Genomic DNA, 13,991 nt, shown 5'->3' with positions numbered 1-13,991 from the left:
AAAGGGAGCACACCCCGCATGGCCGAGCACCGCACCGCGCACCGCCACCGTAGAACCGGGCTGGCGGCCCTGGCCGCCGCCACGCTCGCCGCCTCGACACTCACCGTCGTGGCGTTGACCTCCACCGCCACCCCGGCCTCCGCCGCCGGGTTGTCCCCGTTCGACATCGCCGGCCGCGGCGCCACCGTGCCGTTCCGGGAGCAGGAGGCGGAGCAGGCCGCGCACAACGGCACGAAGATCGGCCCGGACCGGCGCTACGGCACGCTGCCGTCCGAGGCGTCCGGCCGGGAGGCGGTCACCCTCGACGCGGTCGGGGAGTACGTCGAGTTCACGCTCGTCGCCCCGGCCAACGCGATCACGTTTCGCTACAGCCTGCCGGACAGCGCCGCCGGCACCGGCCGGGACGCCAGCATCGACCTGCGCGCCAACGGCACGCTGGTCAAGGCCGTCCCGGTCACCTCCCGGTACGGCTGGTACTACGGCGGTTACCCGTTCAACAACAACCCGGGCGACACCAACCCGCACCACTTCTACGACGAGACCCGGACCATGTTCGGCACCACCTATCCGGCCGGTACGAAGGTCCGCCTCCAGGTCTCCTCGACCGCCCAGTCGCCCACGTTCACCATCGACCTGGCCGATTTCGAGCTGGTCGGCGCGCCCATCGCCAAGCCCTCCGGCGCGTTGGACGTGGTCACCGACTTCGGCGCGGACCCGACCGGCGCCACCGACTCCACGGCGAAGTTCCAGGCCGCGGTGGACGCCGGCAAGGCGCAGGGCAGGGCGGTGTGGATCCCGTCGGGCACGTTCACGCTCTGGGACCACGTGGTGGTCGACGGCGTGACGCTGCGCGGCGCCGGGCCGTGGTATTCGGTGCTCGGCGGCCGGCACCCCACCGACCGCAAGCGCGCCGCCGGCATCTACGGCAAGTACGTGCCGGGCGGCGGCTACTCCGGCGAGATCCGCTCGCACGAGGCCGGCGGGCCCAGCCGCAACGTCACGCTGCGGGACTTCGCCATCATCGGCGACATCCGCGAGCGCGTCGACGAGGACCAGGTCAACGCGCTCGGCGGTGCGATGACCGACTCGGTGGTGGACAACCTGTGGTTGCAGCACACCAAGGTCGGTGCCTGGATGGACGGTCCGATGGACAACTTCACCATCCGCAACAGCCGCATCCTCGACCAGACCGCCGACGGGGTGAACTTCCACTGGGGCGTCACCAACTCCACGGTGACCAACACGTTCGTCCGCAACACCGGCGACGACGCGCTGGCCATGTGGGCGCAGAGCGTGCCGAACGTCGGCAACTCCTTCACCCACAACACCATCGGCGTGACGATCCTGGCGAACCACCTGGTCACGTACGGCGGGCGCAACATCACCATCGCGGACAACGTGACCGCCGACTCGGTGACCAACGGCGGCGGCATCCACGTGGCGAACCGCTATCCGGGCGTCACCGGGTCGACGGCCGTGGCGGGAACCATCACGGTGGCCCGCAACACGTTGATCCGCAACGGCAACTCCGACTACAACTGGCAGTTCGGGGTGGGTGCGATCTGGTTCTCCGCGCTCAACGAGCCGATCCAGGGCGCGGCCATCACCGTCACCGACACCGACATCCTGGACAGCTCCTACGCGGCGCTGCACTGGATCGAGGGGCAGACCAGCGGCATCTCGTTCACCAACGTCCGGATCGACGGCGCGGGCACGTACGCGCTCCAGGTGCAGGCGCCCAGCCAGGTCAGCTTCACAGGAGTGCGGGCCACCAACATCGCCCAGGCCAACCCGATCCACAACTGCGTCGGCAGCGGCTTCCAGATCACCCAGGGCGCCGGCAACTCCGGCTGGTACACGGCCACCCCGTACTGCGGGCCGTGGCCGCAGCCGCAGTGGGGCAACGGGCCGTCCAGCCCGCCGCCCACCAGCCCGCCGCCGACCACGACCCCGCCGACCACCCCGCCGCCGACCACGCCGCCCCCGACCACCCCGCCGCCGACCGGCGGAAACCTGGCCCTGGGCCGACCGGCGACCGCCACCAGCGTCAACCAGGTGTACGCGGCCGGCAACGCGGTCGACGGCAACGCGGCCAGCTACTGGGAGAGCGCCAACAACGCGTTCCCGCAGTCGCTCACCGTCGACCTCGGCGCCGCCCGCACTGTCGACCGGGTGGTGCTGAAGCTCCCGGCCGGCTGGGAACGTCGCACCGAGACGCTCTCCGTGCTCGGCTCCACCGACGGCTCGTCGTTCAGCACGCTCGCCTCCTCGGCGGGCCGGGTGTTCGACCCGGCGGCCGGCAACAGCGTGTCGATCGCGCTGCCGTCGGGCGCCCGCCGGTACGTCCGGGTCACCGTCACCGGCAACACCGGCTGGCCGGCGGCCCAGCTCAGCGAGCTGGAGGTGTACGGCGACGGCAGCACCACCCCGCCGCCGACCACGACCCCGCCCCCCACCACCCCGCCGCCCACCACCGCGCCGCCGACCGGCAACCTGGCCGCCGGCCGCCCGGTCGCGGAGACCAGCCACGCCGACGTGTACGGCGCCGGCAACACCGTCGACGGCAACGCCACCACCTACTGGGAGAGCGCCAACAACGCGTTCCCGCAGTCGGTCACCGTCGACCTGGGCAGCGCCCGCCCGGTGGCCCGGGTGGTGCTCAAGCTGCCGCCGTCGGCGGCCTGGCAGACCCGCACCCAGACGGTGGCGGTGCTCGGCTCCACCGACGGTTCGTCGTTCACCACGCTCAAGTCGGCGGCGGGCTACACGTTCGACCCGTCGGGCGGCAACAGCGTGTCGATCGCGGTGCCTTCCGGTGACCGCCGATTCGTGCGGCTGACGTTCACCGGCAACACCGGCTGGCCCGCCGGCCAGCTCTCCGAATTCGAGGTCTACGCCTCCTGACCCGGCGCGGCGGGGACCCGCCCGGGTCCCCGCCGCACCACACCCCCCACCCCCGTCAACGCCTCTCCACCTCCCCCGGGAAGAAGGTGTCCGTCCACCATGTCCAGAATCCGTACCAGAATGGTCGCGGTGCTCGCCGCGGTCGGCCTGGCCGTCACCGCGGCCCCCGCCCCGCCGGCCCTGGCCGCCGGCGGCCCGAACCTCGCCGCCGGCCGGCCCGCCACCGCCAGCAGCGTCAACGGCCCCTACGTCACCGCCAACCTGACCGACGGCAGCCAGGGCAGCTACTGGGAGAGCAGCGGCGCGCTGCCCCAGTGGGCCCAGGTCGACCTCGGCACCAGCCGCGCCGTCGACCAGGTGGTGCTCAAGCTCCCCGCCGCCTGGGAAGCGCGCAACCAGACGCTGTCCGTGCAGGCCAGCGCCGACGGCAGCGGCTTCACCACCGTCGTCGCCTCCGCCGCCCGCTCGTTCAGCCCGGCCGCCGGCAACACGGTGACGCTCGGCTTTCCCGCCGCCGACGCCCGCTACCTGCGCGTCGTGATCACCGCGAACACCGGCTGGGCCGCCGCGCAGCTCGCCGAGCTGGAGGTCTACGGCACCGCCAGCTCCTCGACCAACCTGGCGCTCGGCAAGACCATGACCGAGAGCGGCCACTCCGACGTGTACGCCGCCGGCAACGCCAACGACGGCAACGCGGCCACCTACTGGGAGAGCCCGAACAACGCCTTCCCGCAGTGGATCCAGGCCGACCTGGGCGCCGCCACCAGCGTCAACCGGCTGGTGCTGCGGCTGCCCACCGGCTGGGGCGCGCGCAACCAGACGCTCACCGTGCAGGGCAGCACCAACGGCTCCACGTTCGGCACGCTCGTCGCGTCCGCGTCGTACGCGTTCGACCCGGCCGGCGGCAACACGGTGACCGTCACCGTGCCCACCGCGTCCACCCGCTACCTGCGGCTGCTGTTCACCGCGAACAGCGCCTGGCCCGCCGGGCAGCTCTCCGAGCTGGAGATCTACGGCGCGGCCACCGGGGACACCCAGGCGCCGAGCGCGCCGGGCAACCTGGCGTTCACCGAGCCGGCCACCGACCAGGTCCGGCTGACCTGGACCGCGTCCACCGACAACGTCGGCGTCACCGGCTACGACGTCTACGCCAACGGCGTGCTGCGCACCAGCGTTGGTGGCAACACGCTGACCTGGACCGACACCCAGCCGGCGGGGTCCACCGTGTCGTACTACGTGCGGGCCCGCGACGCCGCCGGGAACGTGTCGACCAACAGCAACACGGTGACCCGCACCGGCAACACCGGCGACACCACCGCGCCGACCGCGCCCGGCAACCTGGCCTGGACCCAGCCGGCCAGCGGGCAGATCCGGCTGACCTGGACCGCGTCCACCGACAACGTCGGCGTCACCGGCTACGAGGTGTTCGCCAACGGCTCGCTGCGCACCACCGTCGGCGGCTCCACGCTCACCTTCACCGACAGCCAGCCGGACAGCGCGACCGTCTCCTACCAGGTGCGGGCCCGCGACGCGGCCGGCAACGTGTCCGCCAACAGCAACACCGTCACCCGCACCGGCAGCACCGGCGGCGGCACCAACCTGGCCGTCGGCAAGCCGGCCACCGCCTCGTCCGTGGTGCACGTGTTCAACGCCGCCAACGCGGTCGACAACGACGTCACCACCTACTGGGAGGGCGCGCCGGGCGCGTACCCGAGCACGCTCACCGTCGCGCTCGGCGCCAACGCCAGCATCAGCGCGGTCGTGGTGAAGCTCAACCCGGACCCGGCGTGGGGTGCGCGCACCCAGACGTTCCAGGTGCTCGGACGGGAGCAGTCCGCCGCCGGGTTCACCAGCCTGGTCGGCTCCGCGACGTACTCCTTCAACCCGAACACCAGCAACACGGTGACCGTCCCGGTCTCCGCGACCGCCGCGGACGTCCGGTTGCAGTTCACCGCGAACTCCGGCTCGTCCAACGGGCAGGTCGCCGAACTCCAGGTGATCGGGGTGCCGGCGCCCAACCCGGACCTCACCGTCACCGCCCTGACCGCCTCACCCGCCGCGCCGGTGGAGACCGACGCGATCACCCTGTCCGCCACCGTGCGCAACGCCGGCACCGCCGCGTCCGCCGCCACGAACGTCAACCTCTACCTGGGTACGACGAAGGTCGGCACCGCCGCCGTCGGCGCGCTCGCCGCCGGCGCGTCGAGCACCGTCTCGGCGAGCATCGGCGCGCGCGACGCCGGCAGCTACCAGCTCACCGCGAAGGTCGACGAGTCGAACACGGTGATCGAGCAGAACGAGGCGAACAACTCCTACACCAACCCGACCGCGTTGACGGTCAGCCCGGTGGCCAGCAGTGACCTGGTGGCCTCCGCGGTGACCTGGTCGCCGGGCACGCCCGCAGCCGGCGCCACGGTCAGCTTCGCGGTGACACTGCGCAACCAGGGCACGATCGCCTCGGCGAGCGGGTCGCACGGCATCACGCTCACCGTGCTCAACGACTCCGGTTCCGTGGTCCGCACGCTGACCGGCGCGTACACCGGCACGATCGCCGCCGGCGCCACCGGCGGCCCGGTGTCGCTCGGCACCTGGACCGCCGCCAACGGCCGCTACACGGTGCGGGTGGTGCTCGCCGACGACGCCAACGAGCTGCCGGTGAAGCGGCAGAACAACTCCAGTGACCGGCCGCTGTTCGTCGGGCGTGGGGCCAACCTGGGCTACGACGCGTACGAGGCCGAGGACGGCTCGGTCGGCGGCGGCGCGCAGGTGATCGGCCCGAACCGCACCATCGGCGACCTGGCCGGCGAGGCGTCCGGCCGGCGCGCGGTCACCCTCAACACCACCGGCGCGTACGTCGAGTGGACCACCAAGTCGGCCGCGAACGCCCTGGTCACCCGCTTCTCCATCCCGGACGCGCCGGGCGGCGGCGGGATCGACTCGACGCTCGACGTCTACGTCAACGGGGTGCTGCACAAGCCGATCAGCCTCACCTCGAAGCACATCTGGCTCTACGGCGCCGAGGCCGCCCCGAGCGACTCGCCGAGCGCGGGCGCGCCCCGGCACCTCTACGACGAGGCGAACGTGCTGCTCAACTCCACCGTCCCGGCGGGCAGCCGGATCCGGCTCCAGAAGGACCCGGCCAACGCCACCACGTACGCGATCGACTTCGTCAACACCGAGCTGGTGTCGCCGCGGGCCAACCCGGACCCGGCCCGCTACAAGGTGCCGACCGGCTTCAGCCACCAGGACGTGCAGAACGCGCTGGACGCCGTACGGATGGACACCACCAACACCCTGGTCGGCGTCTACCTGCCGGCCGGCACCTACGAGACCGCGCAGAAGCTCCAGGTGTACGGCAAAGCGGTGAAGGTCGTCGGCGCGGGCATGTGGTACACCCGCTTCCAGACGCCGACGAACCAGCAGAACACCGACGCCGGTTTCCGGGTGGAGTCCTCGGCCAGCGGGTCGACCTTCGCCCACCTGGCGTTCTTCGGCAACTACACCAACCGGATCGACGGCCCGGGCAAGGTGTGGGGCGAGCTGAAGGACGTGGACAACCTGACGCTGGACAGCGTCTGGGTCGAGCACACCGTCTGCGCCTACTGGGGGGTGAGCGTGGACGGGCTGACCATCCGGGACAGCCGGTTCCGCGACACCTTCGCCGACGGCGTGAACATGACCAACGGCAGCACCAACGCGCTGGTCACCAACACGGAGGGCCGCTCGAACGGCGACGACGCGTTCGCGTTGTTCTCCGCGACCGACCAGGGCGGCTCCGGCGGCAACCACGGCAACGTGTTCGAGAACCTGACCGCCACGCTGACCTGGCGGGCCGCTGGCATCGCCGTGTACGGCGGCTACGACAACATCTTCCGCAACCTCTCCATCGCCGACCAGTTGACGTACTCGGGCATCACCATCAGCTCGCTGGACTTCGGCTACCCGTTCGTCGGGTTCGGCGCGAGCCCGCCCACCCGGTTCGAGAACATCTCGCTGGTCCGCTCCGGCGGGCACTTCTGGGGCGCGCAGACGTTCCCGGCGATGTGGTTGTTCTCCGCGTCCAAGGAGTTCCGGGGCATCCGGGTCAGCGACGTGGACATCGTCGACCCGACCTACTCCGGGATCATGTTCCAGACCAAGTACACCGGCGGCCAGCCGGAGAACCCGATCACCGACACGGTCCTGACGAACGTGTCGATCTCCGGGGCGCGGCGCAGCGGCGATGCGTTCGACGCGAAGTCCGGCATCGGCATCTGGGTCAACGAGATGCCGGAGGCGGGGCAGGGGCCGGCGGTCGGCTCGGCGACGTTCACCAACCTGCGCCTGACCGACAACGCGCAGGACATCCGCAACACCACCACCACCTTCACCATCACCCGCAACTGATGTAAGGCGGGGCCCCTTCTTAACGCTTTGGGTAGAGGAGGGGCCCCCGCTTAACACACCTACGCCTGGCCACTGGCGTAACGCTCGAACTCCCACGGGTCGTGCGCCGGCACCACCCGTACCTCGGTGGGGTGGTCCCGGAGGACCCGGCGCAACCGGTCCAGGTTGGCCAGCCGGAGGCCGCGGTCGGTTTCGACGGCAGCTTGGAGCTGGTCCATCGCCGGCGGGAGCGGCCCGGGCTCGGGCCGGATCTCGTTCTGGTGGAAGTACGCGTCGCCGGCGTGCACCAGCCAGCCGCCGTCGGCGCGCACCGCCACGGCAGTGTGGCCGGGGGTGTGACCGGCGAACGGAATCAGCAGGATGTCCGCAGCCAGGCCGGCCGCCCGGCGCACACCCGCGAAGTCGTACCAGTGCTCGCCGCCCGTGCTGGGATAGGTGACCCAGTCCGGCCGATGGGCGAGGTGAGCCGCCGGATAATGGCCACCGTCCGGTGCGGTCGCCAGTTCGTCCGCCGAGATGTGGACCCGGGCGTGCGGGAAGTCGGACAACCCGCCCGTGTGGTCCTGGTGCAGGTGGGTGAGGACCACGTGCCGTACGTCGGCGGGCGCGAAGCCGAGTGCGACGACCTGACTGATCGCGGTCTCCGCGGGGTCGAGCGCCGGTCGGGCCCACCTCAGGAAGTTCGGGTCGAGGGTCCGCTCCGGCGCCTCGACGTCGGCTCGGCCGAACCCGGTCTCCACCAGCACGAGCCCGTCGGTGTCGGTCTCGACGAGCAGGCAGTGACAGACGGCGGGCAGCGGCGTCGGGTCACCGCCGCCCGGCTGCCCAGGGCCCGGGCCGGCGACCGGCTCGACGGCGACCATCGAGCCGCAGTTGAGATGATGCACACGCATGATGGAACCTCCGTTATCTGGTGTGATGTGTTGTCATCGAGACGGTTGCGGTGGCGTCCGGGGTGGAGTCGCCACTGCGAACGCCGCGTTCCGGGCTGACGCTAGGAGGGGGCTTTGTGGCTCACCAAACAGTTGGTCACGGTGGGGTCGGAGTGCTGGGCGGGTGCCCCCCGGCGGCCGCCGAGCCGGATCCGTCCTGCCCGATCGAGATCACGCTGGCCGTGTTGAAGGGACGATGGACGCCGTTGGTGTTCGGGGAGTTCCTGCGCGGCGGGCGCAGCTACTCCGAGTTGGCCCGCGCCCTGCCCACCCTGTCCGACAAGGTGCTCTCGGAGCGGCTGGCCCAGTTGACGTCGGCAGGCGTACTCGAACGACGCCGTACACCCGGTTGGCCGCCCCGGGTCAGCTATGAGTTGACCGAACGTGGTCGAAACTTGATCCCCGTGCTCGCGGCGCTGCGGCACTGGGGTGCCGCAGCGCCTCCGAGCTGACGCCGTGTTCAGCAGTCAACCCGGCAGAAACTCGCCGGCTATCGACAACCGGCGGTGCCCCGTAGGGTCGGCGCATGATCGCTGACCTGCAGTGTGTGGTGTTGGACTGCACGCACCCGGCCGAGCTTGCCGCGTTCTACCAGACACTTCTCGGCGGTTCCGTCAATCAGCCGGATCAGCGTTGGGCACTCAGCGACGGTTGGGCGACCCTGCACACACCGTCTGGCCCCGTCCTGGCCTTCCAACGGGTGACGGACCACCAGCCACCGGTCTGGCCCGATCCGGGCCGGCCCCAGCAGTTCCACCTGGACTTCGGCGTTACGGATCTGGACCGCGCCCACGAGCGGGTGCTGACCCTGGGCGCGACGGTGTTGGACGATGGAGCGGACGGGCGCGGATGGCGTATCTATGCCGATCCCGAAGGGCATCCGTTCTGCCTGGTCCGCCACTGACGAGACACGTTTCAGTGCCCGCTTCCGGCTCTGACCATCATGAGCGCGCGGTGAAGCTCTATGTGAGTGGCAGAGCGGGTGAGTGACGTCGGTCGGAGCCGGTCGGCATCAGCCTGAGCTTGCTCGCCTTGTCGAATCAGTCCGAGTCTGGCGTAGAGCATGGATCGGAAGGGCGCCACGCCGGCGCGCCGGCGTCGGAGATCTCGACGTCGGGCGAAGCGTGAGGTCGAAGACTCGTTGGGCATCCTCATCGGCGGCGATGGCTGCGGCGACGTCGCCTCGTCCGGAGGCGACATGTGCTCGGGCCATCAGCGCCTGAAGCCGGCCGAGTGAAGGTCGGTCGGAGAGGGCGACGGCTTCGTCCGGGAAGCGCAGCGCCTTCGTGGGCCAGCGCTATGGCGGCCCGGCCGCGTACCACCTGGTGGGTGATGCCGAGCGCGCGACGGCGGCCCTGGCCCGGGCGCACCGCTTGGCCCTGCCGAGACCCGCCACTGCCCCACTGACCGCGCCCTGGCCGCCCGCCTGCCGAACGTTCCGTCGATCATGGAGTTGTGGCGCGCCTCCGATAAGCGGGTGACGTGGACATGTTCTGGCACCGCAAGTCCAAGATCGACGAGATGCCCGCCCGGTTCAGGAGAGGGCACGGGTCAGGGTCGGGATCATCACGGCGGCGGGGATCAGGTGCAGGGCGAGCAGGGTCAGCGCGGTGGTGGGGGCGGCGCCGACCAGGAACGGCGGGACGAGCGAGATCGCGGTCAGCGTCACCGACGTCCAGAGGAACCGCCGGGCGGGGTGGGCGCTCCACCGCAGCAGGGCGGCGGCGATCACCACGCCCACGAGCGAGAAGACGCCGGTCAGCACGGCGAACCCGGACAGCGGGATCGTCTCGCCGCCGTCCGGGATCGCGAAGTCGACGCCCGCGGCGCGTGCGAGCGCGGCGGCCAGGGTGGTCACCACCACCGCGACGAGCGTGGCGAGCAGTCCGGTGCCGGCGAGTCGGCGGAACCGGCCGGTACGGTTGGACGCCGTGCCGGCAAGGTCAGTGGTGCTGGTCATGTCGTGCCTTCCTGGGGTGAGGTTGCGGGCAGGCGCTCCGGCAGCCCGAGGCCGGCGAAGCGGTCGGCGTCGAAGGTGAAGATCTCGGTGATCGCCCCGCCGGTGACGCGCAGGACGTCGAGCGTCAACGGCAGGTACGAGCCCTCCCGCAGGTGATAGAAGGCGACCGCCGGCTGCCGGTTCACCGCGGTGGGGACGCCGCGCAGGCCGGTCATGCCCTCGAAGCCGTCGTCGATCCAGTCCTTCACCACCGCGTCGCGGCCGACGCGCAGGCCCGGGGTGGGCGGCATCGCGCACCGGACGTCGTCGCGCAGCAGCGCGGTGAGCGCGGGGATGTCGGTGGCCACGCTGGCGTCGGTGAAACGGCGGACCAGGTCGCGGGTACCGGCGTCGCCCTCGCCGCCGGTCCAGTCCTGCCGCTCGGCGGGCAGGTGCTCGCGCATGCCCGCGCGGGCCCGTTGCAGCGCGCTGTTCACCGAGTTGACGGAGTCGCCGAGCAGCTCGGCGACGTCCTTCGCCGGCCAGCCGAGCACGTCGCGCAGGATCAGCACGGCCCGGGGGCGAGGCGCGAGGTGTTGCACCGCCACCACGTACGCCAGCTCGATCGTCTCCCGCGCCACCGCGAGCGTCTCCGGCTCGTCCGCGCCGGCGGCGGGCAGTTCGTCGAGCAGCCGGTCCGGGTACGGCTGGAGCCAGCGCACCTCGCCACCGGCCGCCGGTTCCGGCCGGCTCCTGGCCAGCCGGTCCAGGCAGGCGTTGGTGGCGATGCGGTAGAGCCAGGCCCGGAACGTGGACCGCCCCTGGTAGGTCTCCCGCCGCCGCCAGGCCCGCAGGTACGTCTCCTGCACCGTGTCCTCGGCGTCCTCGAACGAGCCGAGCATCCGGTAGCAGTGCACGTGCAGCTCCCGCCGGTGGCGCTCGGCCAGCCCCGAGAACGCCGACTCGTCGATCTCGCCCATCCGGTCGTCCTTCCGCCTCGTGGTGTCCCGTCGTAGGTATGACTGCCGTGGGCCGGAGAACTCATCACTGACCTCTCCACGACAGGTCAACCGCTGTTCGCGAATTCAAACTCCGCTCTTGTCACGACTTCGCAGTGCGGAACTCACCGCCGCGTCATGACTCATCGCACTGGGCCCGCGCCTCCGCCATCCGCAGGATTGACGTCAACCGATCAGCCGGTGGAGGCACCCGACATGGACGAACGCTACGACTCGTACTGCGCGGTCGATCCGCTCTTCTACGACTCGCTGGCCAGCGCCACCGTCGAGACCGGCGGCTACTCGACCGGTCCGGTGCCGGAGGGCTGGGAGTGCGAGGTCAAGGACGACTGGCTGATCCACGGCCCGGTCGACGGTTCCCTTCCCGCGCAGGGCTGGAAGATCCACGTGTCGGCCCGGCTCGACAACGCGGAGCGCGTGCTCGCCCGGGTCGTGGACTACTGCCGGCCCCGGGGCATCCCGTTCAAGCACCTGCGCGGCCCGCGCCTGCTGCTCATGCGCAACAGCAAGTACGCGCGGCGCGGCGCCAGCGGAAAGTTCGTCACCGTCTACCCGCGGGACGACGCCGAGCTGGAGCTGACCGCCAAGGAGCTCGCCGGCCTCCTCGACGGCGAGCAGGGGCCGTACGTCCTCAGCGACCTGCGCTACGGCGACGGCCCGGTGTACCTGCGCTACGGCGGTTTCGCCGCCCGCTACTGCGTCTCCGCCGACGGGCAGACCGTGCCGGCGATCGAGGACGCGGACGGCGTGCTGGTGCCCGACCGGCGGGACCCGGTGTTCCACGTGCCGGAGTGGGTGACGCTGCCGGACTTCCTCGCCCCGCACCTGGCCGCCCGCAACGCCGCGACGACGACCGACCTGCCGTACCGGATCGAGAAGGTCATCCACTTCTCCAACGGCGGCGGCCTGTACGAGGCCCGCGACACCCGCACCGACCAGCGGGTGGTGCTCAAGGAGGCGCGCCCGCACGCCGGCCTGGACGCCACCGGCGCCGACGCGGTGACCCGGCTGCGCCGCGAGGCGGAGACGCTCCGACGGCTGGCCGACGTGCCGCACCTGGTGCGGGTGCACGACGAGTTCAGCTTCGGCGGGCACGAGTTCCTCGCGTTGGCGTTCGTCGAGGGCCGCCCGCTCAACCAGCTGGTCGTGGAGCGGTACCCGCTGGTCAACGCCGACGCCGACCGGGCCGACTACACCCGCTGGGCGCTGGACGTGCACCGCCAGGTCGCCGAGGCCGTCGCCGCCATCCACGCGCACGGCGTCGTCTACGGCGACCTGCACATGTTCAACGTCATGGTCGGCGACGACGGCGCGGTGACCCTGATCGACTTCGAGGTCGCCGCCGACGTCGCCGAGGCGACCCGGCCCGCGCTGCGCAACCAGGCGTTCGCCGCGCCGCGCGACCGCGTCGGCGCCGAGGTCGACCGGTACGCGCTGGCCTGCCTGCGCCTGGCCCTGTTCCTGCCGCTGACCGCGATGCTGCGGCTGGCCCCGGCCAAGGCGGCGCACCTGGCCGACGTGGTCGCCGAGAACTTCCCGGTGCCGCGCGAGCTGCTGGACGAGGCGGTCGAGGTGATCGTGGGCGGACGGCGGGCGGACCTGCGCCACGTCGTCACGATCGACCCGGACGACTGGCCGGGCCTGCGCGACCGGCTCGCCCAGGCGATCACCGCGAGCGCCACGCCGGAGCGCGACGACCGGCTCTTCCCCGGCGACATCCGCCAGTTCGCCGGCGCCGACGGCGGGCTCAACCTGGCGTACGGCGCGGCCGGGGTGCTCTGGGCGCTGCACGCCGGCGGCGCCGGCACCGACCCCGCGCACGAGCGGTGGCTGATCGACCGGGTACGCGAGCCCGCCTCCGGCAGCCGCCTCGGCCTCTACGACGGGCTGCACGGCATCGCGTACGCGCTGGACCTGCTCGGCCACACCGACGAGGCGCTGCGCCTGCTCGACCTCTGCCTCGACCAGCCCTGGACCGAGCTGCGCGACGACCTGACCGGCGGGCTGCCCGGCATCGCGCTGAACCTGGCGCACTTCGCCGGCCGCACCGGTGAGCGGCGGTACGCCGACGCCGCCCGGCGGGCCGTCGACGTGGTGGTCGGCCGCCTCGGTGACGTCGACTCGGTCGCCGAGATCAGCGGCGGGCGGCACCCGTACGCCGGGCTGATGCGGGGTGGGGCCGGCGTGGCGCTGATGCTGCTGCGGATGTACGAGCGGTACGGCGATGCCGACCTGCTCGACCACGCGCGCACCGCGCTCCGCCAGGACCTGCGTCGCTGCGTCCGCCGCGACGCCGGGCACCTGGAGGTCAACGAGGGCTGGCGGACCATGCCCTACCTGGCCGAGGGGAGCGTCGGCATCGGGTTGGTCCTCGACCAGTATCTGCGGCACCGGCCCGACGACGAGCTGCGCGACGACGCGACCGCGATCCGCCGCTGCGCCGACTCCCCGTTCTACGCGCAGTCCGGCCTCTTCGCCGGCCGCGCCGGGATCGTCGCCTACCTCGCCGAGCGCGGTGACCGGGACACGGCTCGGCGGCAGGCCCGGCTGCTCGGCTGGCACGCGCTGCCGTACGCCGACCGGCCCGCCTTCCCCGGCGACCAGCTCCTGCGGCTCTCCATGGACCTGGCCACCGGCACCGCCGGGGTGCTCGCCGCGCTCGCCGCGACCCGGCCGGACGACCCGCTCCACCTGCCGTTCCTGACCCCGCTGCCCGGCGCGACGACCGTCGCGGGCGCGGGCCGGGCGGCCACCGACCCCCCGGCTTCCCCGGGGCGACCCCGCACCGACGTGACCGGAAGGAGGTGAATC

General features: G+C 72.0%; 8 protein-coding genes and 1 pseudogene. 5 read left to right on the top strand and 4 right to left on the bottom strand.

What is annotated here, in order from left to right; genetic code table 11:
• The first annotated feature begins 18 nt into the window (after positions 1 to 18).
• Positions 19 to 2,904: a galactose-binding domain-containing protein gene (locus GA0070213_RS05020; RefSeq protein WP_091057986.1), complete on the top strand. Its 2,886-nt coding sequence runs from the start codon at positions 19 to 21 to the stop codon at positions 2,902 to 2,904.
• Positions 2,905 to 3,003: 99 nt separating this feature from the next.
• Positions 3,004 to 7,290, top strand: a complete 4,287-nt coding sequence (locus GA0070213_RS05015; RefSeq protein ID WP_091057984.1) for a discoidin domain-containing protein — start codon at positions 3,004 to 3,006, stop codon at positions 7,288 to 7,290.
• Positions 7,291 to 7,349: 59 nt separating this feature from the next.
• Here the strand turns inward: GA0070213_RS05015 and GA0070213_RS05010 are convergent, their stop codons facing one another.
• Positions 7,350 to 8,183: an MBL fold metallo-hydrolase gene (locus tag GA0070213_RS05010; RefSeq protein ID WP_091057981.1), complete on the bottom strand. Its 834-nt coding sequence runs from the start codon at positions 8,181 to 8,183 to the stop codon at positions 7,350 to 7,352.
• Between the two features lie 152 nt (positions 8,184 to 8,335).
• On the opposite strand from GA0070213_RS05010, the gene GA0070213_RS05005 reads away from it, so the two are divergent.
• Positions 8,336 to 8,674: a winged helix-turn-helix transcriptional regulator gene (locus tag GA0070213_RS05005; protein WP_217628583.1), complete on the top strand. Its 339-nt coding sequence runs from the start codon at positions 8,336 to 8,338 to the stop codon at positions 8,672 to 8,674.
• Between the two features lie 74 nt (positions 8,675 to 8,748).
• Positions 8,749 to 9,126 (top strand): VOC family protein, encoded by a 378-nt coding sequence (locus GA0070213_RS05000; protein ID WP_091057973.1) that lies wholly within the window; start codon positions 8,749 to 8,751, stop codon positions 9,124 to 9,126.
• Between the two features lie 23 nt (positions 9,127 to 9,149).
• On the opposite strand, the pseudogene GA0070213_RS32045 reads toward GA0070213_RS05000, so the two are convergent.
• The 3 genes and pseudogenes from GA0070213_RS32045 to GA0070213_RS04985 form a co-directional block, all read right to left on the bottom strand.
• Positions 9,150 to 9,541, bottom strand: a pseudogene (locus tag GA0070213_RS32045) (XRE family transcriptional regulator); the annotation flags it as partial.
• A gap of 215 nt (positions 9,542 to 9,756) precedes the next feature.
• Complete coding sequence (locus tag GA0070213_RS04990) at positions 9,757 to 10,182, bottom strand: DUF6069 family protein (RefSeq protein ID WP_091057970.1); 426 nt, start codon at positions 10,180 to 10,182, stop codon at positions 9,757 to 9,759.
• On the bottom strand, positions 10,179 to 11,141 hold the full coding sequence (locus tag GA0070213_RS04985) for an RNA polymerase subunit sigma-70 (protein ID WP_091057967.1): 963 nt from the start codon (positions 11,139 to 11,141) through the stop codon (positions 10,179 to 10,181). Before GA0070213_RS04985 ends, GA0070213_RS04990 begins: the two co-directional genes overlap by 4 nt.
• Positions 11,142 to 11,375: 234 nt before the next feature.
• On the opposite strand from GA0070213_RS04985, the gene lanKC reads away from it, so the two are divergent.
• Positions 11,376 to 13,988: a class III lanthionine synthetase LanKC gene (lanKC, locus tag GA0070213_RS04980; protein WP_091057962.1), complete on the top strand. Its 2,613-nt coding sequence runs from the start codon at positions 11,376 to 11,378 to the stop codon at positions 13,986 to 13,988.
• The last annotated feature ends 3 nt before the right edge of the window (positions 13,989 to 13,991 follow it).

Source organism: Micromonospora humi, from assembly GCF_900090105.1.
In the GTDB taxonomy this organism is placed as follows: Bacteria; Actinomycetota; Actinomycetes; order Mycobacteriales; family Micromonosporaceae; genus Micromonospora; species Micromonospora humi.
This window is presented reverse-complemented; position numbering and strand designations above follow the sequence as displayed.